The organism is Hymenobacter humi (assembly GCF_042665855.1).
Taxonomy (GTDB): Bacteria; Bacteroidota; Bacteroidia; order Cytophagales; family Hymenobacteraceae; genus Hymenobacter; species Hymenobacter humi.
On sequence record NZ_JBHTEK010000001.1, the window covers coordinates 920857 to 946963 of the forward strand.

A 26107-nucleotide genomic window follows, 5' to 3' on the forward strand; every position below is an offset into this window, starting at 1 on the left:
CCTAATCTTTCACCATCACACTCGTTCTCATGAAAACTCAGTCGCTTTTCTCGCTTCGTTATTTTGCCAGCCTGCTGCTCCTGCTCTCGCTCTTCGTTACTGCTTGCGGCAGCGACAAAGGAAAGGTAGAAGGCGTGAACATGCTGTACGGTACCGACAGCAAGGTATGGAAAACCGCTAAGGAAACCAGCTCCACCGGCGACAAAGTGAAGCAGACGGACGCACAAAAGCAAGAGGAGCTCCGCATTTTTGCCAACGGCACCTACAACATGACCGGTGCCAACGGTGCAGTCTCGGGAAAATACACCTTTGACCAGGCCGGCAAAACCATCACCATGACCCCCGACGGCGCCACCGCCAGCAACACGTTCACCGTGGAAACCCTCACCGACGACAAACTCACGCTGAAGTCGGCCGACGGTGCCGCGCTGATGCTGGAGTCTGAATAGTAACATTTTTCAATGCCAAAAAAGGCCCCGAACCGCAGTGGTTCGGGGCCTTTTTTGTTGGTAGGCGCCATCAGGAAACTTTGGTGTGCACCGAGGGCCGCTTGATAAACACCCGCGCTACCCATCGCGGCAAAAACACCATGCCGAGCGCCAGGTACAGGTAATACGTCACGACCCGGTAGAGCAGCACCATGAAGCTGGTCATGGTGGCGGTGCCGATGAACTTGCCGAAAAAAGTGGGAAAGGCCCCTTCGGCAATGCCCGCGCCGCCGGGCGTGATGGCCAGCAGCAGGATGACCTTGTAGGTGATGTTGCGGGCGAAGATGAACAGAAACGTGCCCGCGTCCATGGGCACAAAGGCGGCGATGAGGCAGCCGATGATGGCGTAGCGGGCCGTCCAGACAAAGGCCGTGCTTACGCCCGCGTGCCACCAGTAGCGTGGCCCGTTGCCGCGCAGGCTGCTCCGAGGCCAGCACCATTTCCTGGCCGTGGCGGTAAGCCACACGCCGCCAGCGCCGCAGTACCGCGAACGAAAACAGCCGCACCAGAATCCGGCGCACCGAGCGGGGATTCACAAAAATGGCGTAGAGCATCAGCCCGGCGTAGAGCAGCACAAAAAAGTAGCTCACCCCAAAAGCAATGCGCAGTGTGGCCACAAAGCCGGTTTGCAGGGCCTCGTGGGGGTACAGCCCGGCGCCGGCCACCAGCACCACCAGCGGCACCATCAACACGTAGTACAGGTTGTCGAGCAGCGCCGTAACCATGATGTAGGCCAGACCTTTGCCCAACGGAATGCCTTCCTTCTCCAGAATAAACGGGGCCACCCCGGTGCCGCCCTGCCCCGAAGGCAGCACGCAGGAGGCAAACTCCCAAATCATAATCACGTCCAGCGCCTGCCGGTAAGTCAGCTCGTCTTCGGCAATGTGGCGGATGCGGTAGATGTAGCCCAAATCGCGGGCAATGAGCACCAGCAACGCCACTAGCAGCCAGCGCCAGTCGGCATTCTGCAGCGGGGCCAGGTCGCCGGGGCGGTAGCTGCGGTAAAACAGAAACGCGACGACGCCCATGCCGATGACCACGGGCAGGATGAGGCGCGAGGGCCGCAGTCGCTGCAAAAAACTCTCGTCGTTATCGGCGTGCGTGGGAAGCTGGTTGGGCATTGGAAGGGAAAAGGCAGCCGGGCAAAAGTAGGGATTGCCCGGCTGCTATCCTGTTAGGGGCGCCCGCCCGGGCTGCCAGCGGGCGTAATGCCGCCCGGCGTGGTAGTGCCGGGCGACGGCGCGTTGGCCGGCGAGTTGATGGGGTTCATGGGCGTGTTGAGCGGAGCCGTAGGCTGGCGGCGGGTCGAGTCGGCAGGTTGAGCCGTGGGGCGCAACTGGGCCGGCGCCGTGCCGGGCAGCGTGCTCGGCAGGGTTTTGGTTGAGTCGGTGGTCGTGCTGTCGGGGGCCGTGAGGGGCTGCGCGCCGGGCACGGCTGCCGGGGCCGTGCCAGCCGGAGCGCCGGGAGCGCCAGCCGGGCGAGCACCAGGTGCGCCGGGAGCAGCACCGGCGCCAGCAGGGCGCTGGCCGCCTGCGGGACGGCCGCCACCGCCGCCGGCGGGCGCAGCGCCACCGGCACCGCCAGCATCGATAGCGCCGCCACCGCCGCCTTCGCCTTCGCCCTTCAGGTCGTCGTTGTTGATGCTTTTGCCGCGGCGCGTGGGAGGCGCGGCCGTAAGCTTGCCGATGCGGTAGCTCAGGTTAACCCGAAAGCCCAGGCTGTGCACTTGGTTGGCGCTGGCCTGGTCAATGAGCGGCGACACCACGGTGTTGCGCACGGTGATGGTGGGGGTAAAGAAGTTGTCGAACCCAAAGCCCAGGCTGCCGCGCTTGTCGGCAAAGTCGCGCTTCACGCCCAGGGTGTAGAAGCCCTGGCCGCTCTGGTTGCCCTGCAGCTGCACCTGGCGGCCACGGTAGTACACAAGGGCCTGCACGCCCCACACCGGGGTGAAATTATAGGAGCCGCCCATGCGGCCGCCAAACACAAAGCCCTCGTTGGAGGCCGCAAAATTGCGGTCAGGGACGTTGTTGGTGAGCGTGGTATAGTAGAAGTCGGTGCCGGCGTTAAAGTTGAATTTGCCGCTGTTGAGGTTGGCAAACACGCTGCCGCCGTAGGAATTCTGCTGGCCGATGTTGGCATAGCTGGTCGAAACCGTGTCGCGGCCGCGCACCGAGCGCAGGGCTTCGATGGAGCCGGTGGTGTTGCGCGCAAACGTGCTGAAGTTCAGGTTCAGGCGCTTGTATAAGGTGCTGTAGCCCAGCTCGTAGTTGTTGGTGTATTCGGGCGAGAGGTAGGGGTTGCCCTGGCTCACGTTCTTGGGGTTCTGCGCGTTCACGTTGGGGTTCAGGAACTGCAGGGAGGGGCGCTGAATACGGCGGTTGTAAGCCAGCTTCAGCACGTTGCCGTTCGAGAGCTTGCGCGAGAGGTTCACGCTGGGCACCAGCACGCCGTAGTCGGGGATGCTGGCCGCTTCCGAGCGGGCAAAATTGGCCTGAATGGTGGTGTACTCGTAGCGCACGCCGGGCTTGAGGGTAAAGCCTTTGGGCAAGCCCAGGGTATAGGCTGCGTAGCCCGCCGTCACGTTTTGGCGGTACGTAAACACGTTGCTGGACGAGAGCAGGCCCACCGAGGGCAGCACCTCACCACCGGCCCCGTATGAAGTAGTAGCGTAATCCGAATTCACCCGCCGCAGAATGTTCTTGGCGCCCACCTCCAGAATCTGGGTTTTGCTGATGGGATTCTGGTAATCAAACTGAACCGTGTATTCCTCGTTGTAGCTGGGGTTTTCGTTCTCGATGCGCGCCGGACCGGGCTGCGTCGAATTCAATACCGTGTTTGTGAAGCTGTTGGTGCGGTCGTTGCGGCTAAACAGCGTGAGGATGCTGAACTCGTGCTGCGGCTTGTCGAAGGTGTGCGTGTACGTCAGGCTGGCATCGACGGTGCCCGACCGGTCTTTCGAATACGTGTCGCGCACGTCGCTGCCAATGGGCGTGCCGGTGGCAAAAGCCCCGGCGTACGTGGTGCGCATCAAGTGGTCCTGGTAGCTGTTTCCGCTGCGCGAGCCGTACGAAACCGAGGCCTGCAGGGCGTTGAACTGGTTGATGTCGTAGTCCCAGCCCAGGGTGTAGCGCCCAAAAATGCCCTGCTGGCGGCTTTCGGCGCTCTGCACCGTGGTGGTGGCCGCGCCGGTGGCCAGGCTGCGGGTCACCTGCGTGTTGGTGAACTCACCCGGCGTGTTGTACTGCGACCGGCCAAAGCCGCCCAGCGAAAAGCCCATTTTGCCGGTGCGCAAGCCGCCTTGCAGGCCCAGGTTGGTGCTGCGCAGGCCGGTGCTCAGGTTTACGCCCAGGGTGCCGCCGCGCAGGGTGTTGGTTTTGGTGATGATGTTGATGATGCCGCCCGAGCCTTCGGCGTCGTACTTGGCCGAAGGCGAAGTGATGACTTCCACCGTTTTAATCTGGTCGGCCGGAATCTGCTTCAGCGCGTCGGCAATGCTGCTGGCCGCGATGGTCGAAGGCTTGTTGTTGATGAGCACGCGAATGCTGGAGCTGCCGCGCAAGCTCACGTTGCCGTCGAGGTCCACGCTCAGCATGGGCACGCGCTTGAGCACGTCGGTGGCGTCGCCGCCGCGGGTGGTCTGGTCGTTTTCGGCGTTGTACACCGTGCGGTCCACTCGCTCTTCAATGATGGCCTTCTGAGCCGTGACCACCACTTCGCCCAGCTTTTGAGCGGAAGCAGCCAGGGCCACGGTGCCCAGGTCGACGGGGCTGCCCGCGGGCACCACCACGCCGGGGCGCTCCTCGTTCTTAAAGCCCAGGAAGCTGATTTGCACGGTGTAGGTACCGGCTGGGATGCCGGCCAGAATGAACTTGCCGTCGTCGCCGGCCACGCCGCCGTTCACCACTTTGCCCGCCCCATCCAGCACGGCCACGGTGGCGTAAGAAACGGGCTTGCTGGTGCCGGCTTCGGTTACCGTACCGGTAATGCGGCCGGTAGCGGCGCGCGGGGCCGCGGTGGCGCCGGCTGGTGCCGCCGGGCGGCCGCCGGGGCTTTGCTGGCCCGAGGCCAATAGGGAGGTGCCCAGCAGGGCGGTCAGCAATACGGCGGTGGCCGGTAAGTTTTGTCTCATACAATACATAGCGGCCAAAGTGCCACAAATTGAGCCGGAGGTTGCATCCGGCGTCCTTTTTTGATTTTTAAAACACTACAACCGGAAACCGGCCCAATCGGCTTGCCGATACGCAAAGGTCTTCCCGAAAGGCACCCGCACTGGCACAAACTCGATTACCGCCCCGCAGACCCCGACAAACGCCCGGATTCTGCCGCTTTGATTGTGCTGCTTTTAACAACCGCTCTTCGTCCGGCGTCGTACCTTTGTGCTGGCGCGCCAATCTTTTAGCGGGCCAGATGGTTACACACCGTCACCATCCCACCGACGCTGCCCCGATGATAGTTGAACCCGGCCCGCTCTTAGCGGCGATTGACTCGCCCGATGACCTTAAAAAGCTCGCTCCTGAGCAATTAGTCCAACTTAGCACCGAGCTACGCGAGTTTATTATCGACTCGGTGAGCATTTACGGCGGGCACTTCGGCGCCTCGCTGGGCGTGGTTGAGCTGTCGGTGGCGCTGCACTACGTTTTCAATACCCCCGACGACCAGCTGGTGTGGGACGTGGGCCACCAGGCCTACGGCCACAAAATTCTTACCGGCCGCCGCGATAAGTTTCCGACCAACCGCCGCTACCACGGCATGTCGGGTTTTCCTAAGCGCAGCGAGAGTGAATACGATGCCTTTGGGGTGGGCCACAGCAGCACCAGCATCGGGGCGGCGCTGGGCATGGCCGTGGCTTCTGACTACAAGGGTGAAAAAACCGGCAGCACATTGCCGTCATCGGCGACGGCGCCATGACGGCGGGCATGGCCTTCGAGGCCCTGAACCACGCCGGGGTGGCCAACTCCAACCTGCTGGTTATCCTCAACGACAACTGCATGAGCATCGACCCTAACGTGGGCGCGCTCAAGGAATACCTCACCGACATTACCACCTCCCGCACCTACAACAAGGTGCGCGACGAACTCTGGAACGTGCTCGGCAAGCTCAGCAAGTTCGGGCCCAACCCGCAGCAGATTGCCCGCAAAGTAGAGGCCGCCATGAAGGCCACCCTGCTCAAGCAAAGCAACCTGTTTGAGGCGCTGAACTTCCGCTACTTCGGGCCCGTGGACGGCCACGACGTGCAGCACCTCGTCACCATCCTCAACGACCTGAAATCCATTCCCGGCCCCAAAATCCTGCACTGCGTGACGGTGAAGGGCAAGGGCTATGCCCTGGCCGAGAAAGACCAGACCCTGTGGCACGCCCCGGGCTTGTTCGACAAAATCACCGGGGAGATTTACAAAAAGACCCCTGATAGGCCGCAGCCGCCCAAGTACCAGGATGTGTTCGGCCACACCATGGTGGAGCTGGCCGAGGCCAACGAAAAGGTGATGGGCGTGACGCCGGCCATGCCGTCGGGCTCGTCGCTGAACATCATGATGGCCGCCATGCCCGACCGCGCCTTCGACGTGGGCATTGCCGAGCAGCACGCCGTTACGTTCTCGGCCGGTCTGGCCACGCAGGGGCTGGTGCCGTTCTGCAACATCTACTCCTCGTTTATGCAGCGGGGCTACGACCAGGTGGTGCACGACGTGGCCCTGCAAAACCTGCACGTGGTGTTCTGCCTCGACCGCGCCGGGTTTGCTGGCGCCGACGGCCCCACCCACCACGGCTGCTACGACCTCGCTTACATGCGCTGCATCCCCAACATCGTGGTGTCGGCCCCGATGAACGAGCAGGAGCTGCGCAACCTGATGTACACCGCCACCCTGCCCGAAAACGCTGGCCCGTTCAGCATCCGCTACCCGCGCGGCGAGGGCGTGATGCCGCAGTGGCGCACGCCGCTGCAGCGCGTGGCCATCGGCACGGGCCGCGTAGTGCGCGAAGGCGCCGAGGGCGGCGTGGCCATCCTCAGCATCGGCCACATCGGCAACTATGCGGTAAAAGCCACTGAAACCTTGCTGGCTGAAGGCCTCGACACGGGCCACTACGACATGCGCTTCTGCAAGCCGCTGGACGAGGAAATGCTGCGCGACATCGCCCGCCGCTACCGCGCAATCGTGACCGTAGAAGACGGCTGCCTGCCCGGCGGCTTCGGCTCGGCGGTACTCGAGTTCCTGACCGACCACGGCTTCCACCTGCCCGTACGCCGCCTCGGCATCCCCGACCGGGTGGTGGAGCACGGCACGCAGGATGAGCTGTATAAAGAGTGTGGCTTCGACGCCGCAGGCATCGCCCAGGCCGTGCGCGACCAAGGCGCCAAAGTTTCGGCTGCTGCGCGGACCACGGTGTTGCGGTAGCAGCTTCTAAAGAATCGCGAAAAAGCCCCGGTAGCATCAGCTATCGGGGCTTTTCTTTTCCTGTAATCCTAGAACGTCATGCTGAGCGGAGTCGAAGCATCTCGCGTGCAGCAGTAAGCCATTCGTTGCAATGGCATTGATTAGTTGAAGCACGCGAGATGCTTCGGCTGCGCTCAGCATGACGTTCTGATTGATAACATTCCGGGGATTGGTCTAAAATCACCGGCTCACTTTATCTAGCACGGCCGCAACCTCTTTGGTGGAAACCTTCTGGCCTGTTTCGGCGGCGCGGTAAATGGCTTCGAGCAGGCGCACGTCGCGCAGGCCCATTTCGCCGGGCACGCGGGTGGGCTTGTTGCGGAGGATGCAGTCGGCAAAGTCGTCCATCTGCTCAGCTTGCTGGTTGACATTCTGAATGTTCATGGCGCCCTGGCTGGTGCGGCCTTGCAGCCCACCGTAGCCAAAAGCCGGCGCCAGCTCAGCCCAGCCCTTGGTGGCATCGGCCCGCAGGCGGCTGGCCATGTTTTCGGCGTAGGTAGTGCGGCAGTCAGCCACGGAGCCGTCGGCGAATTGCATTTGCCAGTTCACGCCGGCTTCTACCTCCTTGAAGAGCACGGGGTCCGTTTTTGGGGTGAATTTGGCCGTGACGGACACCGGTACCTGGCCCTTGGTGTAGATACATCCCTGCACGCAGTAGATGCCCATGTCCATGAGCGGTCCGCCGCCACCCAGGGCTTTGCTCACGCGCCAGGGCGTGTCGTTGTTGAACTTAAAGCCGTTATCCGCGAGGAGCCGCTGCACTGGCCCGAATACCTGCTGCTGGCCCAGGCGCATCATTTCGCGGTGGTGGGGCTCGAAGTGCAGCCGGTAGCCAATGCTGAGTTTCTTGCCGGCTTTCTGCACGGCCTCAATCATGCGTCGGGCATCGGCGGCGGAGGTGGCCATGGGCTTTTCGCAGATAACGTGCTTGCCGGCCTGGGCGGCGCGCACTACGTACTCCGCATGCAGGGCGTTGGGCAGCACCACGTACACAATATCGATGTCGGGGTTGTCCGCTATCCGGTCGAAAGTCTTGTAGTCGTAGATGCTCTTATCTGAGAGGTTGTACTCCTGCTTCCACCGCGCGGCCTTGGCTGGCGAGCCGGTTACGATGCCCGCCAGCCGGCACCACTTGGTTTGCTGTAGGGCGGGGGCCAGGCGGCCGGTGCTGTACTTGCCCAGCCCCACCAGGGCCACGCCCAGCTTGCGGTCGGCGAAAGTGTCCCCGGTCAGCCAGCGCAGCGGTTGGGCCAAGGCCGCGGTGCCGCCCACCGTGGCGCCCGCACCCATCGAAAGCAGGCGCATAAAATCACGGCGGGAGGGAAGGTGGTCGGCTAGGATTTTCATAACGCAGACAGTTGGCAATAAAGAAGCTTACTATTGGGGCCAACTGTGGGTTATGGTAGAACTTAGGGTCCGCAGAACCTTTTTAGCCAAAGCTGAGCCGTGCCCAACGTTTTGGGCACTGGCTTGTAGTTGCCTCACGGGCGAACCGTTTCCGCACTTTCAATCCTCTTTTCCTCTCCGCTATGCCTTCGTTTTTACGCTGTTTTTTATTCGCCGCAGCCATGGTAGTTGGGGCCAGCAGCCGCTTGCTGGCTCAGGATGCTCCGGCCACGAAGCGTGTGGACCGCGCCAAGCACCACACGTTCGTTATCACTAATTTTCGAACTGAAAGCGGCACAACCCTCCCGCAAGCCCGGGTGGTGTACGGCACCTACGGCCACCTGAACGCCGCGCGCGACAACGCCATTCTCCTGCCCTCGCACTACATGGCCGACCACCACGGCTACGAGTGGCTCATTGGGCCGGGCAAGGCCCTGGATACGGCGAAAGTGTTTTTGGTGGCCACCGAGCTGTTTGGCAACGGCAAGTCCTCGTCGCCGAGCAACACGCCCGAGCCGTTTCATGGGCCCCGGTTCCCGGTCATGACCATCCGCGACAACGTGGCGGCGGTGCACCAGCCTGCTGGCCCAGGACCTCAAAATCACGCACCTTAAGGCCATTATTGGCTTTTCGATGGGCGCCCAGCAGGCCTTTCAGTGGGCCGTGAGCTACCCCGCGTTTGCCGACCGCATCGTGGCCACATCGGGCACGGCCAAAACCTATCCGCACGGCGTGGTGCGCCTCGAAGGCCAGATTGCGGCCCTCACCGCCGATGCCGCCTTTCAAAACGGCGAGTACACAACTCCGCCCACCAAGGGCCTCGAAGCCTTCGCTACCGTCTGGACGGCGTGGCTGTACTCGCAGGAGTGGTGGCGGCGCGAGCTGTGGCGCGCCACGGCCAAGCCCGGTACCACCTTCGAGCAGGCTGCTGCACGAGTACCAAACCAACTTCATCCCCGGCGCCGATGCCAACGACCTGATTCTACAGATGTGCACCTGGGAGCGGCACGACGTGGGCACCACGCCGGGCTTCGGCGGCGACGTGGAAAAGGCCCTGCGCGCCATCAAAACGCCGATATTGTACATGCCTTCGGAAACAGACTTGTACTTTCCGCTCACCGACGCACGCTATGAGGCGGCCTTTATTCCCGGCGTGCAGCTCAAGCCCATTCCTTCGCTATGGGGCCACACCGCCGGCGCCGCCCCCAACCCCGTGGACGCCAAATTCCTGAACGACAACATCCGCGCGTTCCTGGCAGCCGGGCCACCCAAGCGGCGCTGAATCTTCGGTTAAGAAATTGAGGCAAAGGCAGGTGCGTAGCTTAAGATTCGGCTGCGCTGGAGCTGCTTTGCGCCGCTACGAGCTGGAAAAAGCTCAACATCGTGTGCCACCACGTTTTTGTGGTAGCAAAGGCCAGCCGGCTACTACCAGAGCCGGATGTCGGTAATGCCAGCGGGTATCGGGGGCAAGTCGCTGAAGCCCAGCACGCACCAATTGGGCTGAACTCCGAAGGCGCCGCCTTCGAGCACGTAGCTCACCCAGCGGGTCAGGGTCTGGCCGGTGTACTGCTCTGTTTCGGGGTTGAACTCGCGGAGTATCAGCATATCGCCCACTTGAAAGCTGCGGTCGTTTTCGCGCACGTCGAAGGGCTTGTTGCCGGCACTGGCCGCCGCGAAGCACGACGGCCAGGTTTTTAGCTCGTGTGTCTGGCGTTGGGCTGAGTTTGAGATTTGGAACTGAGGAACGAACTGGTCGGTGTAAACAGAGTTTGTAGTCATCGGGATAGTCTTTTAGGATAAGTGCCAGCTTTGGGCGAGCAGCGCACTGCGCTGGTACCGGTTGCTGGGGTTGGGCCTGAGCTAAGCCCAGGCGGCTATTGGAAGATAGTCAAAAGATAATAAAATAGAATAGCGCAAGGGGTTTAACAGTAAGCAAATCAGCATAGTTCGTTCAGTAGAAAATTAGCTCAACCTGGTAAAATAATATGGTATAGTCGAATACCTTTTCAGTCCCAATCGATTTTTCAGGCTGCTTTGCGGCATTCGGGGGAGGAGGCGGGCTGCCGGATTTTAATTCAATCCTACTTTGCCCCGCATCGATTCGAAAAGCTTCGCCGAATCGAAACCCACGCCTTTTTGAAGACGATTTCCATCTTGCGCACCTGCTGGATGTCCTTCTCCGGGTCGCCGTCGATGAGGACCAAGTCGGCCTGCTTGCCGGCTTCGATGCTGCCGATTTCCTTCTCGCGGCCCAGGTACGTGGCGCCGTTCAGCGTGCTTATCTTGATGGCCTGCACCGGGGTGAAGCCTGCTTCCACCAGCAGCTCAATCTGGCGGCGGTTGGAGTAGCCGGCAATGGTCCGGCCGGCGCCGGTGGGGTCGGTGCCCGCCACGAGCAGGCCACCGGCGTCGTAAAACTGCTTTTCCCAGGCCATTTCCTTCTTAAACAGCCGCACGCTGGCTGTGTCCTTGAGCTGGTTCTGCTTCCAAGTGGCCGTTTCGCGTTCCTGCAGCTGCGGAATCAGGGCCTCCAGGCCGCCGCCCAGCACCACCTCGCGGTTGGTATAAGGCTCAAACACCGGCAGGGTAGAGGTCAGCGCCACCTTCTTGCTTATCAGGAAGCCGATGAGGCTTTTCATCTCCGGGCTGTTCACCGGCAGCCGCAGCAGCGACTTGCGGGCGGCGGGGTAGTCGGCCACGTCGGGCGCTTTGTTGGGCTGAAAATCGGAGCTCGCCATGAAGCCGTGCTCCAGGTTGTCAATGCCAAGCTCAGCAGCTTCCCGGTACGTAATGGAGCACAGGTGGCCGGTTATCTTCAGCTTGCGCGGATGCGCCTCGCGCACCACGGCCGCGAGGTCGGCCCGGGTGGCGTGCATGTACATCTTGAAGGAGGTGCAGCCCTTGTCGGCCCAAAACCGGGTGGTGGCTGCGGCGTCTTCGGGGCCTTTCACCGTGTTCAGGGCCGGGATGTCCATGCTGGGCTCTTCAATGTACGGCGCCGTCACGTCCATGTCGGGCCCGATGAGCTTGCCCTCGCCTATCATGCGCTTGATGGCCAGGTCGGTTTGCGGCTCAATGCTGCCGGCCGTGCGGATGGTGGTGGCGCCCCCGGCCAAGTACAGCCGCGGGAAGGAGTAAGGCATCTGGGCGATGTTGAAGTAAGGGCCCGCCGGCATGGTGTAGTACAGGTGCTCGTGCAGCATCACCAGGCCCGGTATCAGCGTCTTGCCCGCGCAGTTGATGACCTGCGCCCCGGCCGGTACCTTCACCTTCTTCGCTGGTCCCACCTGCACAATCCGGCCGTTCTGCAGCAGCACCGTTTGGTGAAGTTGGGCTGGCCGGCCGGTGCCGTCTATCACCTTGGCATCGGTTAGGGCCACGGTCGGCGCATTTACCTTGATGTACTCCTGTACCTGCGGGGTGAACTGCTGGGCTTGACTGGGCATTGTGGCCAAACAGGAAAGGAAAGCACCCAGAAGCAGGCGCTGGAAGGCAGAGGGAACCATCGGACGGAGGATAAGAATTCGGCCCGCAGTATACGCCTTGCGGGCTAAACAGCGCCTTTGAAAGAGTTCCGAGTGCTTGCCCGAGGGTATTCAACGCAATGGACAAGGTTCAACCGCGGGAAAGGAGCCATGTGCCGAACCTGTAGAGTTGTGAGCCATTTGCATCAGGCCAAGCTGATTCTTATGCAATGCATGGCTGCGTCAGCGTCGGTGGTGAAGTAAAGTCATAATAATCCGAAGGCGAGCAGTAATGGTAGTCAGAATGCCGCCATTGAATGTTACTATTCTCTTAAATATACTATATGTTTAATAAAAAATAAGTTAAAAATCAAATTAGAATAACCATAATAACGGTGAGTAGAAATCTCAATTTTAAGCACTTATGAGGTACTTCAGTGCTATTGTTTGTGAATATATCGTATGTTTGTATTGGTGTGGAGTAAATTGCACTGTCTACTCGTAAATGACTACTTCTATGAAAAAACTACTTACGCTTCTGAGTTGCTTCGGCTTGCTCCTTTTGTCCTTCAAGGGATTCGCGGCCGATGCGGCTAACCAAATAACAATTTATCGGAGTGGAGCAGCCGCTGTTACGTATAATAATGGGCAGGATAATGCAACGGTTCCAGTATGTCCAGTAGCGGGCGCCCAGTACATTTTAGGAGGAAGCTCATCTTCTGACGCTCAATTGACCTGGGCAAGAGTTATTAGCAGAGGGGCCACGTCGGGAGGTGACGTGCTAGATGAGATTGTTACAAGATTTGTCTTATCCGGTACCACAAGTGTTCCCAATAAGCTGGAAATAAACCCTTCGCTTACCACGGCCACTACGTATCGGCTGCGTTCCACCACCTATAAAAATAACGGTGACATTAACAAGGACAACGTACTATACGTAACCTTGAGCCCAACTCTATCCGTTGTTGCTGCTTTTCCGGGCGGTGCTACCTCCGTTTGCCCCGCCACCTTCGATAGTAAAGGTGTGCCAACTAGTACAGGTGTGGTTTTAAATGCTTCGGGCGCCAGCGATGGCAACTACACTTGGACGGCGCCAGGAATGGCCACGATATATACCACCAGCACTTCTACAGATGCAAACAAGCCGAGCAGCATAACAGTATACCCTACCACTACCACCACTTATACGGTTAGTGCCACTTCTACTACCTGCGGCACCGTTTCCCAGCAAATTACGGTTCCAGTAAATAGCGTGGCCGTTTCTCCTAGCGCTATCACTATTTGCCGAAATGGTCAGACTACCCTGACTGCTAGCTATTCAGACACTACTTCGACTACACTAACTTACGAATGGTATGACACTGCAGCCCCCAGCGTCCCTCTTGGGAATAGCTCAACTTTTTTGACTCCTGTTATTGGCGGCACTAGTGCGAGCGTTACCACTACGTACGGGGTACGAGTATCCACTCCCTGTGGCATCCTTACCTCAACGGCCGCAGTAACCACTAGCAACACGGCTGCGCCGGTTACTATCTCGCCTTCTGCTCCAACGATTTGCACTGGTGGCTCTACGACCTTGACAGCTATCACAGCCACTGCTAGTGCTACTTATTCATGGACAGGCCCTGGCATAACTACTCCCAGCACTGGCGCCTCATTAACTGTTACTCCCACTGCTGCTGGTACATATACCTACACCGTTACTGCGACCACGCCCTGTGCTGCGACGAATAATACCACGACGGCTAGCGTAACGGTAACTGTTACATCGCCAACTTATAGCGCTACTGCCTCCTCTACGGCTATTTGCACAGGTTCTTCTACTACCCTCACCGCTACTACGAACATCACGGGTGCCTCGTACGAGTGGTATAATACTGCTGACCTGGGTACCATTATTTCAACTGCGGCCAGCTTTACGGTATCTCCTGCCAGCACTACTACTTACCGCAGTGTCATCAAAACTACCTGCGGTACTTCCACGCAGCCGGACATTACAGTTAATGTTAGCCCGGGGTTAGCTGTATCGCCCACTCAGCAAACGATAGTTGCTGGAACATACGTAACCCTGACAGCAACTAATGGGACGTACCCATTCGTTTGGACGGCAACAACAGGCGGTGTTACCACTACTCTTTCGTCTAATACGTCAAGCATAACTGTCAACCCTGGTTATTCTACCATCTACACAGTTAAGGATGAGAGTGTTCGGACTTGCAATACTGCCATATCAACTATTACCGTATTGCGCCCTCTGCCAGTTGAGCTCATCAACTTCGATGCCGCTTGGAATGGCAAAACGCCTGTCCTGACCTGGGCCACGGCTTCCGAGAAGAACAGCGCCTACTTCGACATCGAGCGTAGCTTAGATGGCGCAACCTTCGAAAAGGTGGGCCAGCGCCAGGGCGCCGGAAATAGCAGCACCCGCATCAACTACCAGTTCGCGGATGTGAGCCTGACAGTTGCCAACGCTACGGTTTACTACCGCTTGCGGCAGGTAGATACCGACGGTACTACTGCTTTCTCGCCAGTGCGCAGCTTGAAGACCGGTGCAGTGTCGCAGGCTTTCCAGGCCGGTGTACTGCCTAACCCCTACGACAAAACGGTATCGGTGCAGTTCAATTCGTTGAGCACTGCCGCGGTGACACTCACCGTACGCAACGTTCTTGGCCAGACCGTACTCACTAAGACGGTGTCGACTGCTGAGGGTGTACAGGAAGTTGAGCTGTCCGAGGCGGGCTCCTTGCCCCGCGGCTTGTACTACCTCACCGTCCGCCAGGGCAACCAGCAGCAGGTGGTTCGCATGAGTCACCAGTAGCAGCCAACAGGCTTTCAACAGCCAGCTAACAAAAAGACCCGAACCACTTACGGTTCGGGTCTTTTTGTTAGCTGGCTGTTGCGTTTTGAAATTGGGCTGATGTTGGGGTCAGGGCCCTTGACTAAAATAAAAGCAATGGGCCGGGATGAGGCCAATCGGGTACACTGACCCTGAAGCTGCTTTAGGCATTGACATAAGACTTGGTTCTAAACAAAAAAAGAACGTCGTACTTCGACAAGCGGATGCCAGATACAGCATGACTTTTCACTTTACGGCCTATTCGGATAGCCTCTTGATATACTGACGCCACCTAAACCAAGGGTTGCAATACACAATCGATTGTGTATATCTTCGCCGGTTACCTCACCGTCCTTATGAAAACGCCATAGGCTAAAACACCTGGCCAAGCAACGGCTCCAACCACTGCAAGCCTTTGGGCGGCTTTGTTTCAGGCGGTTGATGCGGCGGTCACCGGACGCATTCGAGCGGTTTCAAGGGCCGTGCCCGGTAGGGGTGAGGCGCAACCTGTTCGCTAATAAACTTTGCCCCAATCTCTTCCCATTTTTCTGATTATCTCCTTATGACCAAGCTCTCTCGTTTTGGAATTTTGGCCGTACCATGTACCAGCCTGCTGTTGCTGGCTGCCTGCGGGTCCAATAAATCCGCCGACCAAACCACGGCGACAGCCCCAGGCGCTGCCGATTCCACCCAAACGAAATCTACCGCCATGCCCACATCCGCATCCTTTGGCAAAACCAACAGTGGCACCGAAGTGCAGCTCTTCACCCTCACCAACGCCAGCGGGGCCAAGGCCACCATTACCAATTTTGGTGGCACGCTCACCAGCCTCATCGTGCCCGACAAAAACGGCAAGATGGGCGACGTCATTCTCGGCTTCGACAACGTGAGCGGCTACCAGAGCCCCGAGTTTCTGAAGTCGGGTCCGTACTTCGGGGCCCTGATTGGGCGTTACGGCAACCGCATCAAAGGCGGCAAATTCGCCCTCGACGGCAAGACTTATACTCTGGCTACTAACAATGGCCCGAATACGCTGCACGGCGGCAAAGTGGGCTTCGATAAAGTGGTGTGGAAGGCCGAGCCCGGCACCTCGGCCGATGGCCAAACTCTGAAATTGAGCTATCTGAGCAAGGACGGCGAAGAGGGCTACCCCGGCAACCTGAACGTGGCAGTGGTGTACACCCTCACCAACGACAACGCCCTGCGCATCGACTACACGGCCACGACCGATAAGGCCACGCCCCTCAACCTGACCAACCACGCCTACTTCAACCTGAACCACGGTGCCGGCAAGGATATTCTGGGCCACGAAGTGACCATCCCCGCCGACCGCTACACGGTAGTGGACGCCACTCTGATTCCGACCGGTGAGCTGCGCCCCGTGAAGGGCACGGCCTTCGACTTCACCACGCCCCACGCCATCAGCGAGCGCATCGCGCAGGTGCCCGGCGGCTACGACCACAACTGGGTGCTGAACAACGCTGCCACGCCGCAGCACGCGGCCGCCACCGTGTACGAGCCCATCACCGGCCGCACGATGGAAGTGACCACCGACGAGCCCGGCATTCAGTTCTACACCGGCAACTTCCTCGACGGTACCCTCAAGGGCAAAGGCGGCACCGTGTACGGCAAGCACGCCGGCTTCTGCCTCGAAACCCAGCACTTCCCCGACTCGCCCAACCAGCCCAAGTTCCCCAGCACGGTACTCAAGCCGGGCGAGACCTTCCACTCCGTGAGCACCTACAAGTTCGGGGTGCGGAAGTAGCGCTTCGCTTTAATGAAGAATGAGAAATGAAGAATGAGGAATGGCCGCTAGTGCTTCCTCGCTTCATTTCTCGCTCACAATTCTTCATTCCTCATCCTTCATTCCTCATTCTTAATGGAACAAGCTGCCACTCCCGCCTACGTCATCGGTGTTGACTACGGCACCGACTCCGTGCGCGCCGTGCTCATCGACGCCCGCACGGGTGCCGAAAAAGCCCAGGCTGTGCACCACTATGCCCGCTGGAAAACCCTGCAATACTGCAACCCCGCCCGCAACCAGTTTCGCCAACATCCGCTCGACTACATCGAAGGGCTGGAGGCCGTGGTGCGCCGCGTGGCCCAGCAGGTGCCCGCCGCCGACATCCGGGGCCTAGCCGTAGACACCACTGGCTCAACGCCCGGCCCGGTAAACGCGCAGGGCGTGGCCCTGGGTTTGCTGCCCGAGTTTGCCGAAAACCCCAACGCCCAGTTCGTGCTCTGGAAAGACCACACCGCCCTGGAGGAAGCGGCCGAAATCAACCACAAAGCCCGCGCTTGGGGCGGCGAGGATTACACCAAGTTCGAGGGCGGCATCTACTCCTCGGAGTGGTTCTGGGCTAAAATCATGCACGTGCTTCGCGAAGACGCCGCCGTAGCCCAAGCCGCGCATTCCTGGATGGAGCACTGCGATTGGATAACGCTGCTGCTCACCGGCGGCGACTTGGCCAGCTTCAAACGCAGCCGCTGCGCCGCCGGCCACAAGGCCATGTGGCACGAAAGCTGGGGCGGCTTGCCTTCCGAGGAATTCCTCACGCACCTCGAGCCCAAGCTGGCCGGCCTGCGCGACCGTCTTTTCACCGAAACATACACCGCCGACGAAGTAGCCGGCCGCCTCTCCGAGGAGTGGGCCCAACGCCTCGGCCTGACCACCGATACCGTGGTGGCCGTGGGTTCATTTGATGCCCACGCCGGCGCGGTGGCGGGCGAAATCGAAGCGTATTCCATGGTGAAGGTGATGGGCACCAGCACTTGCGACATCGTGGTGGCGCCCACCGCCGAAGTGGGCAGCCACCTCGTGGCCGGCATCTGCGGGCAGGTGGATGGCTCCGTGATTCCGGGCATGCTGGGCCTGGAGGCCGGGCAGTCGGCCTTTGGCGACTTGCTGGCCTGGTTCCGCCAGATTCTGGAGTGGCCCCTGCACAACGTGCTGAGCAGCTCAAGGTGCTCACGCCGGAGCTGCAAGCCGCCCTGCGCGACGAAATGAGCGACACGCTGCTCGTGCAGCTGAGCGCGGCCGCCTCGGCCGTCGACCCGGCCGAATCGCACGTGCTGGCCCTGGACTGGGTGAACGGCCGCCGCACGCCCGACGCCAACCAAGCCCTCAAAGGCGCCATCATGAACCTGACCATGGGCAGCAACGCCCCCAGATTTTCCGGGCGCTGGTGGAGGCCATCTGCTACGGTTCCAAGCAAATCGTAGAGCGGTTCGAGCAGGAAGGCATTGCCATCAAGCAGGTTATCGGCATTGGCGGCGTGGCCAAGAAGTCGCAGTTTGTAATGCAGACCCTGGCCGACGTGCTCAACCGGCCCATCAAAATCGCGGTGTCGGAGCAGGCGCCGGCCTTGGGCTCGGCCATGTACGCGGCCGTGGCAGCCGGCATCTACCCCGACGTGCTCACGGCCCAGAAGGCCATGGGCAGCGGCTATGCCGAAACCTACCAGCCCAACCCCGCCCGCGTGGCCGACTACCAGGCCCGCTACGAGCAGTACCAGGCCTTTGGGCAGTTTGTGGAAGCCGCTACGCTCGGCAGTAGCGTGGACTCTGCGAGTCCGCGTGTGAATGATGCGCTGACCGACTCGCCAACGCGCGGACTCGCAGAGTCCACGCTACAACCTAGCCATCAAGCTTCATGAGCCAATACCAAGACCTGAAACAGGCGTGCTACGACGCCAACATGCAGCTGCCTAAGCTTGGGCTGGTGCTCTTCACTTTCGGCAACGCCAGCGTGGTCGACCGCGAGCGGGGCGTGTTCGCCATCAAGCCCAGCGGCGTGCCTTACGACTTGCTCAAGCCCGAAGACATTGTTGTTCTCGACTTCGCCAACAAGGTGCTGGAGGGTGAGAAGCGGCCCTCGTCGGATACCAAAACCCACGCCGTGCTGTATAGCCACTGGGAACACATCGGCGGCATTGTGCACACGCACAGCACCTACGCCACGTCGTGGGCCCAAGCTCAGGCTCGACATTCCGATTCTGGGCACCACCCACGCCGACCACCTCACCGCCGACATTCCTTGCGCCCCACCTATGGACGACGCCATGATAGCCGGCGACTACGAGCACCAAACCGGCTGGCAAATCCTCAACGAATTCCAGCGCCGCGGCCTCTCGCCCTCGGAAGTGGAAATGGTGCTGCTGGCCAACCACGCCCCCTTCACCTGGGGCAAAACCGTGGAGAAAGCCGTGTACAACAGCGCCGTGCTGGAAGAAGTAGCCCGCATGGCCTACCTCAGCTGCACGCTGCGCCCCAACGTGCCGCGCCTGAAAGACGCCCTCATTCGCAAGCACTACGAGCGCAAGCACGGCGTGAATTCCTACTACGGACAGTCGTAGTGTAGCGCGGACTTTTAGTCCGCGCCGGAACAACACCTAATGACTTAGATTAACGATTGTGTAAGCTTCGGCTTCCTCTTAATTCCACCCACCCATGATTGATATTTCGCACTACGAAGCCTGGTTCATCACCGGCAGCCAGCACCTCTACGGCCCCGAAACCCTCGAGCAAGTAGCCCAACACTCGCGGAAGATTGCCGCCGAACTTGGCACCAAGCTGCCCATTAAAATTGTGTATAAGCCGGTGCTAACCGGCCCGCAGGAGATTTACAAGCTCATGCAGGAGGCCAACACCACCGAAAACTGCGTGGGCCTGATTGCCTGGATGCACACGTTCTCGCCGGCCAAGATGTGGATAAACGGCCTGAAGATTCTGCAAAAGCCGCTGGCGCACCTGCACACGCAGTTCAACCGCGATATTCCGTGGGCCGACATCGACATGGACTTTATGAACACCAACCAATCGGCGCACGGCGACCGGGAGTTTGGCTTCATCGGCACCCGCATGCGGCTCAACCGCAAGGTGGTGGTAGGCCATTGGCAGAGCGAGGCCGTGCACAACAGCCTAAGCATCTGGTCGCGCGTGGCCTCGGCCTGGGCCGACTGGCAGGGCGCCAAGTTCGTGCGCTTCGGCGACAACATGCGCTACGTGGCCGTGACCGAGGGCGACAAAGTAGAAGCCGAAATCAAGTTTGGCTACTCGGTGAATACCTACGGCATCGGCGACTTGGTGGCGGTTATCAACCAGGTGAGCGACGAGCAGGTGAACGAGCTGCTGAGCACCTACGAGCAGGAGTACGAGCTGGGCGACGACCTGAAAGACGGCGGCGCGAAGCGTGATTCCTTGCGCGAAGCCGCCCGCATTGAGGCCGGAATGCGCAAATTCCTGCAGGACAACAACGCCAAAGGCTTCACCGACACTTTCGAGGACCTGCACGGCATGGCCCAACTGCCCGGCATCGCCACCCAGCGGCTCATGGCCGAAGGCTACGGCTTCGGCGGCGAAGGCGACTGGAAAACCTCGGCCCTGGTGCGCGCCATGAAGGTGATGGGCGCCGGCCTGCCCGGCGGCAATTCCTTCATGGAGGACTACACCTACCACTTTGCGCCCGGCAACGAGCAGGTGCTCGGCTCGCACATGCTGGAAATCTGCCCGACTATTTCGGAAGGCAAGGTGAAAGTAGAAGTGCATCCGCTAGGCATCGGCGGCAAGGCCGACCCGGCCCGCCTGGTATTTAACTGCCCCGCCGGCCCGGCCCTGAACGCCACAATCGTAGACTTGGGCAACCGCTTCCGCATGATTGTGAACGAGGTAGAAGCCGTGGCCCCGGCGCAGGACCTGCCCAAGCTGCCCGTAGCCCGCGTGCTCTGGAAAGTGAAGCCCAACCTAGCCACCGGCGCGGCCGCCTGGATTCTGGCCGGCGGTGCCCACCACACCGGCTACAGCCAAAACCTGACCGCCGAATACCTGGAAGACTTCGCCGAAATGGCCGGCATCGAATTCGTGATTATCGACGCCGACACCAAGCTGCGCACCTTTAAAAACGAGCTGCGCTACAACGAAGTGGCGTTTGGCGGACGATAGAAGAAGGCATAAAAAGAACGTCATGCTGAGCGCAGCGAAGCATTTTTACCGCCACCACTAATCCAATCGAAGGAATTAGTGACTGCGGGCAAGATGCTCCGACAAGCTCAGCATGACGTTCAGTCGTTGCTTTAAACCGGGCTTATGCCTTAGGCAGCGCCGCCAGCATCGTGCGCAGGCCTTTCTCGGCATCGGAGCCGAGGTGCACGCGCAGGGTGCGGCGGTGGTAGCTCTGCAGCGCCTCCAGGTCGCCCAGGGCCTGGGCATTCTTAAAGGTGCCGAAGGTGTAGGAGCGGCCGGGCAGCGCCAGGTCGTTCGGGTTGTCGTCGGTGAACTGCACGAACAGGCCCGTGTCGGGGCCGCCCTTATGGTACTGGCCGGTGCTGTGCAGGAAGCGTGGGCCGTAGCCCGAAGTGGTGGCAATGTGGTACTGCTGCTGCACGCGGCGACGCAGCTCCTGCAGGCACTCGCTCACGGCGGGCGTTTCGGTCAGGTAGGCTTGCAGGCAGAGGAAGTCGCCGGGGCGGGCCTGGGCAAAAAGGCCTTCAGCACCTCAGCAGCGTTGCTGCCGCTCACGGATGAGTAGTAGGCAATGCCGTTTTCGGTGGCCACGGGCTGGCTCTTTTCGGGCAGGCTGCCCTGGGTTTCTACCACCTTCATCAGGCCGTCGGTAGCAGTTTTGGCGGCCTGCACGTTGGGCTGGTCGAAGGGGTTGATGCCGAACACGGCGCTGGCCACGGCCGTGGCCACTTCCCAGCGGTAAAACTCCTGACCCAGGTCCAGCGCATCGTCCATCAGGATGGTGATGATGGGGTGGCCGGCCTGCTCCAGGGCCTTCAGTTTCGATGCGTTGGCCTCGTCGGGCTGGTTTTTGTAGCCCACGTACACAAACACGCGGTCCTGGCCGTAGAGGCTCGGCTCGCCGAGGGCTCGCCGGCCACGGGCAGGATGCCCTTGCCCTCCTTGCCCGTGCTTTCGGCGATGAGCTGCTCCAGCCACAACCCCAGGTCGCTCAGGCTGCTCGGGCACCACCAGCGTGAGCTTGTCGCGGCCCAATTGCGCCAGCACGCCCAGCGCTGCGCCCAGCTCCAGGCCGGGATTGCGCTTTACCGGGCAGTACGCGCCGCAGGCACGCATCATGCGGATGGCGCGCTCCAGCAGCTCGCCGATGGGCAGGCCGTACAGCGCCGCCGGTACCAGCCCGAAATAGGAGAGGGCCGAGAACCGCCCGCCCACGTCCGGGAAGTTCAGGAAGATGCGGCGGTAGCCCTGGGCCGTGGCCGAGGTCACGAACTTGGAGCCGGGGTCGGTGATGGCCACGAAGTTTTCGCCGGCCCGCTCGCCTTTCAGCTCCTTGAGCTTGGCGTAGAAATAGTCGCCGAAGGCCAGCGGCTCGGCCGTGGTGCCCGACTTGCTGGCTACGATGAATAGCGTCTCGGCCAGCGGCACCGACGCTTCAATCTGGCGCACCGTGCCGGGGTCGGTGGTGTCGAGCACCGACATCGGCAGGCCGTTTTCGCCCTGCTCAAAGGCGGCCTTGAACACGATGGGCGCCATGGTGCTGCCGCCCATGCCCATCACCACCACGTGCCGGAAGCCGGCGGCCTTCACCTCGTTCACAAACTGCTCAATTTCGGGCACCCGGCCCACCATGGTTTCGGCCACGCGCAGCCAGCCCATGAAGCTGCGGATGCTCTCCTGCCCGGCGGCGTCCTGCACCCAGAGGTCAGCCTTTTTATCCCAGAAGCCCTCCGTGAATTTCTTGTCGTTCAGCTCCAGAATCTTGTTGTCGACGGCCGTTTGGTAGCCGCCCAGGCGCATCGCCACGGGCACCACATCGGCCACCAGGGCCTGCTTGCGCTTCGTGTCAATGGACAGCATCAGCTTGCCGAAGGGCTCGTTGAATTTCTTGGCGCCGTCCACTTCCAGGAAGTTGGTTTGCTCTTCCAGGTTGATGCCCAGCTCGGGCAGGCGGCGCAGCACTTCGCGGGCTTTGTCGAGGCCTTCCTCAAGGCGCACTGCGGGCTGGCCGCGTTCGCGGAAGATGTCCAGCGTTTCAACCGGCACGGTGTTCACCGTTTTCGGGCCGATGAGGTTTTCGACGTATTTCAGGTCGTCGTACTTGGGGTTTTTATTGCCGGTACTGGCCCACAGCAGGCGCTGGGTTTCGGCACCCTGGGCCTGCAGCGCTTCCCAGCGTGGGCCCGAGAAAATCTCCTTGTACATCTGGTAAGCCAGCTTGGCGCTGGCCAGAGCTACTTCGCCCACCAGACTCTGCGCCAGGGCGCTTTTTCGCCGCCTTCGGCCGCGATTTTTTCCAGCATGGGGTCTATCAGCACGTCGATGCGGCTGAGGAAGAAGCTCGCCACCGAGTCGATGCGGGCCAGCGGCAGGCCGGCTTTCGCGCGGTCTTCCAAGCCGGCCAAAAAGGCCTCCGTTACCAGGCGGTAGCGCTCGAGCCCAAAAATCAGGGTCACGTTCACGTTCACGCCCTCGGCAATGAGGCGGCGGATGGCGGGCAGACCTTCCAGCGTGGCGGGTACTTTTATCATGACGTTGGGCCGGTCCACCGTTTTCCACAGGCGCAGGCCCTCCTCGATGGTGCCTGCCGTGTCGTTCACCAGCGTCGGCGATACTTCCAGGCTCACGTAGCCGTCGCTGCTGGTGTGCTCGCGGTCGTACAGCGGGCGAAACAGGTCGCAGGCCTGCTGCACGTCGGCCACAGCCAGGCTGGTGTAGATTTCGTCAGTTGTTTTGCCTTGCAGGGCCAGCGCCTTGATGGCCGAATCGTAGTCGGTGCTTTCGCCGATGGATTTGGCAAAAATGGCCGGGTTCGACGTCACCCCGCGCAGGGCTTCGTCGGTGATGCGGCGCTGCAACTTGCCGTCAATCAGGATGGGACGACTGATAAAGTCCAGCCAGAGGCTCTGGTCAAACTCGCGAATGGCTACGAGAGGGTTCATAGAATTTCAGTTAGTAAGTGCGCCAAAGGTCCGGAAAGAACCGGCTTGTTTTCAACTACTGCCGTGGCGAATTGCGGTCTCGATGGAAAAATCCATCATGCCGAGCGCAGCATTCCGCGTGGGGAAGCAACCCAATCGCCTGTCCAGAATCGTCTGTCATGCTCATCTGGCGTCCGCTTGTGAAGCACCTTATCACCGTTGAACGAATCGTTGAGGCGTGATAAGGTCCTTCGTCCTCGCTTGATGCGCGACATGCTCAGGATGACAGACGAAGCGGTAAAGATGCTTCGCCTCAGCATGAGCGTTTTTTGGTGAGTACGCCATATTGAGCAGCTTCGGCTGGCCAGCCCTCTTTATTTCAGCTCAATTCCAGCTCAATTTTTCGATACGCGGCTTGGCGGGGCCGCGCCTGGCCGCATGGCGGCCGCAGGAAGCGAACGGGGAGCAGAAGCCGTTTTTGCTGAAAGCAAACGGGCCCTCAGTGGCGTCGCAAGCCCTTGCTGGCAGACCGGTAACTTTACACCACTTTAACCTTTTCCGCCCCGCAGCCATGGCAGCCCGTTCCACCCTTTCGAAAGAGCCCAACGCGGCCGGCAGGCCCGTTTCCATGGCCGATTTGGCCCGGGAGCTGGGCGTTTCCATGACCACGATTTCGCGGGCCCTGAGCGACCACCACAGCATTGGGCCGGCCACCAAGCAGGCGGTGCGCCAGCTGGCCAAAAAGCTCAACTACCAGCCCAACCACCTCGCCGCGGCCCTGCGCAAAGGCAAGAGCACGCTCATCGGCGTGATAGTGCCGTACATCGAAGGGCGCTTCTTTGCCTCGGTGGTGCACGGCATCGAAACGGCGGCCCGGAAGGCCGGCTACAGCGTGATTATCTGCCAGTCGGGCGAGGACGTGGCCAACGAGCGCCGCAACCTCGAAACCCTGCTCAGCGCCCAGGTGGCCGGCATTCTGATATCGGTTTCCATCAACACCACTGATTTTAAGCACTTCGAAAAAGTGCGCAGGCACGGCGTGCCGCTGGTGTTTTTCGACCGCCTGCCCGAGGGCGACAACGTGAACGCCGTGGTGCTCAACGACCGCGAAGGCGCCTGCCAGGCCACGCGGCACCTGCTGGAGCAGGGCTGCCGCCGGGTGGCGCACTTTGCCGGCGCCCAGCACCTGAACATCTACAAAAACCGCCGCCAGGGCTACCTCGACGCCCTGCAGAGCTACGGCATCGCCCCCGACGAAAGCCTTATCAAGAACTGCAGCATGACCCTGGAAAGCGGCACCGCCTGCATGGCCGAGCTGCTGGCGCTGCCCAACCCGCCCGATGCCGTGTTTTCGGCCGGCGACACGGCCATCCTCGGCGCCTTGCAGCTGCTGAAAAACCGCGGCATCCGGGTGCCGCAGGACGTGGCCCTGGCCGGCTTCAGCAACGAGGCCCTCACGCTGGTGGCCGAGCCCAACCTCACGTCTGTCGACCAGCGCACCGAGGAGATGGGCCAGGCGGCGTTTCGGCTGTTTAGCGATTTGCTGACGGCCGAGGGAGCGGCGTTTTCGCAGCGGCAAGTGGTGCTGCAGCCGCAGCTGTTTGTGCGGGCCTCGTCGCTGCGCCACGGCAGCGTTCCGGCCTAAAAAGGCTGGGCGGAAGGACACGGTGCGGGCGCTACTTTTGCGCTTATGTCTGCTACGTCCAACCTGCCAACCATCGTGTTTCTCCACGGCTTTGCCGAAAGCCGGGAGGTGTGGTCCGATTTCACCCGTTCCTTCCCCGATGGCTACCGGCTGCTGGCGCCCAACCTGCCGGGCCACGGCACCAACCTGGCCCCCGTGCCCGACTTTTCGATGGAGGCGCAGGCCCGCTACGTCATCGACTACCTGAGCCAGAAAGACTGCTCGACGCCCGTGCTGCTGGTGTGCCACAGCATGGGCGGCTACGTGGCCCTGGCCCTGGCCGAGCGCTGGCCCCAGCGCGTGGCCGGCCTGGCCCTCATCAATTCCTCGGCCCTGGCCGACACGGACGAAAAGCGCCAGAACCGTGAGAAAAACATCGGCTTCGTGGAGCGCCACGGCGTGGCCAAGTTCATGGAATCCTTTGTGCGCCCGCTGTTTGCGCCCACCAACCGCGACAAGTTGACCGAGGCCCGCGCCCTGCTGGAAGAAATCGGCAAGGCCACGCCGGCCACCACCATTACCGGGGCCCTGCGCGGCATGGCCGCGCGCCCCGACCGCACCAAAGTGCTGGCCACGGCCAAATTTCCGGTGCTGATGGTGGCCGGCAAGCACGACGTGGCCGTTCACTTCGACGATGCCGTGCGGCAGGCTGCCATGCCCGCCGAGGCCCACGCGCTGTTTCTGGAGGGCAGCGGGCACCAGGCCTACCTCGAGCAGGCCGAGCAAACGCGCCGGGCTGTGCTGGCGCTGGCCGGCGCCGTGTTTGGGAAGTGAAACCCAGTTAGCCCAACAAACTGGAAAATTGAGCACGTCGGAAAAGTCCACCGTGCAAGAGCCGTCTGAACGATGTAGAGACGCATATTTGCGTCTCCGCGTTGAACGATGATGCCCAAACGACACCCGAACGGCACAGACGCGGAGACGCAAGTATGCGTC

At 60.8% G+C, this 26107-nt stretch carries 20 protein-coding genes and 4 pseudogenes; 15 read left to right on the plus strand and 9 right to left on the minus strand.

The window, feature by feature from the left end:
* Positions 1 to 29 precede the first annotated feature (29 nt).
* On the plus strand, positions 30 to 449 hold the full coding sequence (locus ACFQT0_RS05180; RefSeq protein ID WP_380200956.1) for a hypothetical protein: 420 nt from the start codon (positions 30 to 32) through the stop codon (positions 447 to 449).
* A 70-nt stretch (positions 450 to 519) separates the two neighbouring features.
* On the opposite strand, the gene ACFQT0_RS05185 is transcribed toward ACFQT0_RS05180, so the two are convergent.
* The 3 genes and pseudogenes from ACFQT0_RS05185 to ACFQT0_RS05195 all read right to left on the minus strand — a co-directional run bounded on the left by ACFQT0_RS05185 (position 520) and on the right by ACFQT0_RS05195 (position 4617).
* Positions 520 to 954: a hypothetical protein gene (locus ACFQT0_RS05185; protein WP_380206154.1), complete on the minus strand. Its 435-nt coding sequence runs from the start codon at positions 952 to 954 to the stop codon at positions 520 to 522.
* A gap of 37 nt (positions 955 to 991) precedes the next feature.
* Positions 992 to 1609 (minus strand): annotated as a pseudogene (locus tag ACFQT0_RS05190) (lysylphosphatidylglycerol synthase domain-containing protein); the annotation flags it as partial.
* A gap of 53 nt (positions 1610 to 1662) precedes the next feature.
* Positions 1663 to 4617, minus strand: a complete 2955-nt coding sequence (locus ACFQT0_RS05195) for a TonB-dependent receptor domain-containing protein (protein ID WP_380200958.1) — start codon at positions 4615 to 4617, stop codon at positions 1663 to 1665.
* Between the two features lie 317 nt (positions 4618 to 4934).
* Between ACFQT0_RS05195 and dxs the strand changes: the two are divergent.
* A pseudogene (gene dxs, locus ACFQT0_RS05200) lies at positions 4935 to 6880 on the plus strand (1-deoxy-D-xylulose-5-phosphate synthase).
* A gap of 219 nt (positions 6881 to 7099) precedes the next feature.
* Here dxs and ACFQT0_RS05205 read toward each other — a convergent pair.
* Entirely contained in the window at positions 7100 to 8266 is a 1167-nt protein-coding gene (locus tag ACFQT0_RS05205; protein WP_380200960.1) for a Gfo/Idh/MocA family protein, read from the minus strand.
* Positions 8267 to 8487: 221 nt separating this feature from the next.
* Here ACFQT0_RS05205 and ACFQT0_RS05210 point away from each other — a divergent pair, with 221 nt between their 5' ends.
* From ACFQT0_RS05210 to ACFQT0_RS05220, 3 genes are read left to right on the plus strand one after another with little or no spacing between them, the layout of a single operon-like run.
* The gene (locus tag ACFQT0_RS05210) at positions 8488 to 8919 is read left to right on the plus strand and encodes a hypothetical protein (protein ID WP_380200962.1); all 432 of its coding nucleotides are present in this window, start codon (positions 8488 to 8490) and stop codon (positions 8917 to 8919) included.
* A 19-nt stretch (positions 8920 to 8938) separates the two neighbouring features.
* Complete coding sequence (locus ACFQT0_RS05215; RefSeq protein WP_380200964.1) at positions 8939 to 9439, plus strand: hypothetical protein; 501 nt, start codon at positions 8939 to 8941, stop codon at positions 9437 to 9439.
* Positions 9408 to 9587 carry a hypothetical protein gene (locus ACFQT0_RS05220; protein ID WP_380200966.1) on the plus strand — a complete coding sequence of 60 codons (180 nt, stop codon included), beginning with the start codon at positions 9408 to 9410 and terminating at the stop codon, positions 9585 to 9587. The genes ACFQT0_RS05215 and ACFQT0_RS05220 overlap by 32 nt, the downstream gene beginning before the upstream one ends.
* Before the next feature lie 143 nt (positions 9588 to 9730).
* Here the strand turns inward: ACFQT0_RS05220 and ACFQT0_RS05225 are convergent, their stop codons facing one another.
* On the minus strand, positions 9731 to 10084 hold the full coding sequence (locus ACFQT0_RS05225) for an ASCH/PUA domain-containing protein (RefSeq protein WP_380200968.1): 354 nt from the start codon (positions 10082 to 10084) through the stop codon (positions 9731 to 9733).
* Between the two features lie 302 nt (positions 10085 to 10386).
* Positions 10387 to 11811 (minus strand): amidohydrolase family protein, encoded by a 1425-nt coding sequence (locus ACFQT0_RS05230; RefSeq protein WP_380200970.1) that lies wholly within the window; start codon positions 11809 to 11811, stop codon positions 10387 to 10389.
* A gap of 1057 nt (positions 11812 to 12868) precedes the next feature.
* Between ACFQT0_RS05230 and ACFQT0_RS05235 the strand changes: the two are divergent.
* The 8 genes and pseudogenes from ACFQT0_RS05235 to araA all read left to right on the plus strand — a co-directional run.
* A pseudogene (locus ACFQT0_RS05235) lies at positions 12869 to 13771 on the plus strand (Ig-like domain-containing protein); the annotation flags it as partial.
* Between the two features lie 243 nt (positions 13772 to 14014).
* Positions 14015 to 14587 carry a T9SS type A sorting domain-containing protein gene (locus tag ACFQT0_RS05240; protein ID WP_380205914.1) on the plus strand — a complete coding sequence of 191 codons (573 nt, stop codon included), beginning with the start codon at positions 14015 to 14017 and terminating at the stop codon, positions 14585 to 14587.
* Positions 14588 to 15314: 727 nt separating this feature from the next.
* Positions 15315 to 16370, plus strand: coding sequence for an aldose epimerase family protein (locus tag ACFQT0_RS05245; RefSeq protein ID WP_380200972.1), 1056 nt, complete (start codon positions 15315 to 15317; stop codon positions 16368 to 16370).
* A 114-nt stretch (positions 16371 to 16484) separates the two neighbouring features.
* The gene (locus ACFQT0_RS05250; RefSeq protein WP_380200974.1) at positions 16485 to 17612 is read left to right on the plus strand and encodes a ribulokinase; all 1128 of its coding nucleotides are present in this window, start codon (positions 16485 to 16487) and stop codon (positions 17610 to 17612) included.
* Positions 17570 to 17827, plus strand: coding sequence for a hypothetical protein (locus tag ACFQT0_RS05255; protein WP_380200976.1), 258 nt, complete (start codon positions 17570 to 17572; stop codon positions 17825 to 17827). The genes ACFQT0_RS05250 and ACFQT0_RS05255 overlap by 43 nt, the downstream gene beginning before the upstream one ends.
* On the plus strand, positions 17791 to 18261 hold the full coding sequence (locus ACFQT0_RS05260) for an FGGY-family carbohydrate kinase (protein WP_380200978.1): 471 nt from the start codon (positions 17791 to 17793) through the stop codon (positions 18259 to 18261). The genes ACFQT0_RS05255 and ACFQT0_RS05260 overlap by 37 nt, the downstream gene beginning before the upstream one ends.
* Positions 18258 to 18960 (plus strand): annotated as a pseudogene (locus tag ACFQT0_RS05265) (L-ribulose-5-phosphate 4-epimerase). Before ACFQT0_RS05260 ends, ACFQT0_RS05265 begins: the two are co-directional and overlap by 4 nt.
* Before the next feature lie 94 nt (positions 18961 to 19054).
* Positions 19055 to 20545 (plus strand): L-arabinose isomerase, encoded by a 1491-nt coding sequence (gene araA / locus ACFQT0_RS05270; protein WP_380200980.1) that lies wholly within the window; start codon positions 19055 to 19057, stop codon positions 20543 to 20545.
* 142 nt (positions 20546 to 20687) lie between these two features.
* On the opposite strand, the gene ACFQT0_RS05275 is transcribed toward araA, so the two are convergent.
* From ACFQT0_RS05275 to ACFQT0_RS05285, 3 genes are read right to left on the minus strand one after another with little or no spacing between them, the layout of a single operon-like run.
* Entirely contained in the window at positions 20688 to 21020 is a 333-nt protein-coding gene (locus ACFQT0_RS05275) for a hypothetical protein (protein WP_380200982.1), read from the minus strand.
* A gap of 14 nt (positions 21021 to 21034) precedes the next feature.
* Positions 21035 to 22813: a transaldolase family protein gene (locus ACFQT0_RS05280; RefSeq protein WP_380200984.1), complete on the minus strand. Its 1779-nt coding sequence runs from the start codon at positions 22811 to 22813 to the stop codon at positions 21035 to 21037.
* Positions 22801 to 23508 carry a transaldolase family protein gene (locus ACFQT0_RS05285; RefSeq protein WP_380200986.1) on the minus strand — a complete coding sequence of 236 codons (708 nt, stop codon included), beginning with the start codon at positions 23506 to 23508 and terminating at the stop codon, positions 22801 to 22803. Before ACFQT0_RS05285 ends, ACFQT0_RS05280 begins: the two co-directional genes overlap by 13 nt.
* 550 nt (positions 23509 to 24058) lie before the next feature.
* Between ACFQT0_RS05285 and ACFQT0_RS05290 the strand changes: the two genes are divergently transcribed.
* Both ACFQT0_RS05290 and ACFQT0_RS05295 read left to right on the plus strand, forming a co-directional pair.
* Positions 24059 to 25132, plus strand: a complete 1074-nt coding sequence (locus ACFQT0_RS05290; RefSeq protein ID WP_380200988.1) for a LacI family DNA-binding transcriptional regulator — start codon at positions 24059 to 24061, stop codon at positions 25130 to 25132.
* A 45-nt stretch (positions 25133 to 25177) separates the two neighbouring features.
* Positions 25178 to 25945: an alpha/beta fold hydrolase gene (locus tag ACFQT0_RS05295; RefSeq protein ID WP_380200990.1), complete on the plus strand. Its 768-nt coding sequence runs from the start codon at positions 25178 to 25180 to the stop codon at positions 25943 to 25945.
* Positions 25946 to 26107: the final 162 nt, after the last annotated feature.

Excerpts from the sequence above, each read along its gene's own strand:
- araA (WP_380200980.1), top strand. The coding sequence starts at position 19,055 with ATGATTGATATTTCGCACTACGAAGCCTGGTTCATCACCGGCAGCCAG.
- ACFQT0_RS05215 (WP_380200964.1), top strand. The coding sequence starts at position 8,939 with ATGGGCGCCCAGCAGGCCTTTCAGTGGGCCGTGAGCTACCCCGCGTTT.
- ACFQT0_RS05230 (WP_380200970.1), bottom strand. The coding sequence starts at position 11,811 with ATGGTTCCCTCTGCCTTCCAGCGCCTGCTTCTGGGTGCTTTCCTTTCC.
- ACFQT0_RS05225 (WP_380200968.1), bottom strand. The coding sequence starts at position 10,084 with ATGACTACAAACTCTGTTTACACCGACCAGTTCGTTCCTCAGTTCCAA.
- ACFQT0_RS05245 (WP_380200972.1), top strand. The coding sequence starts at position 15,315 with ATGCCCACATCCGCATCCTTTGGCAAAACCAACAGTGGCACCGAAGTG.
- ACFQT0_RS05195 (WP_380200958.1), bottom strand. The coding sequence starts at position 4,617 with ATGAGACAAAACTTACCGGCCACCGCCGTATTGCTGACCGCCCTGCTG.
- ACFQT0_RS05250 (WP_380200974.1), top strand. The coding sequence starts at position 16,485 with ATGGAACAAGCTGCCACTCCCGCCTACGTCATCGGTGTTGACTACGGC.
- ACFQT0_RS05205 (WP_380200960.1), bottom strand. The coding sequence starts at position 8,266 with ATGAAAATCCTAGCCGACCACCTTCCCTCCCGCCGTGATTTTATGCGC.
- ACFQT0_RS05295 (WP_380200990.1), top strand. The coding sequence starts at position 25,178 with ATGTCTGCTACGTCCAACCTGCCAACCATCGTGTTTCTCCACGGCTTT.
- ACFQT0_RS05290 (WP_380200988.1), top strand. The coding sequence starts at position 24,059 with ATGGCAGCCCGTTCCACCCTTTCGAAAGAGCCCAACGCGGCCGGCAGG.
- ACFQT0_RS05285 (WP_380200986.1), bottom strand. The coding sequence starts at position 23,508 with ATGAACCCTCTCGTAGCCATTCGCGAGTTTGACCAGAGCCTCTGGCTG.
- ACFQT0_RS05180 (WP_380200956.1), top strand. The coding sequence starts at position 30 with ATGAAAACTCAGTCGCTTTTCTCGCTTCGTTATTTTGCCAGCCTGCTG.
- ACFQT0_RS05210 (WP_380200962.1), top strand. The coding sequence starts at position 8,488 with ATGGTAGTTGGGGCCAGCAGCCGCTTGCTGGCTCAGGATGCTCCGGCC.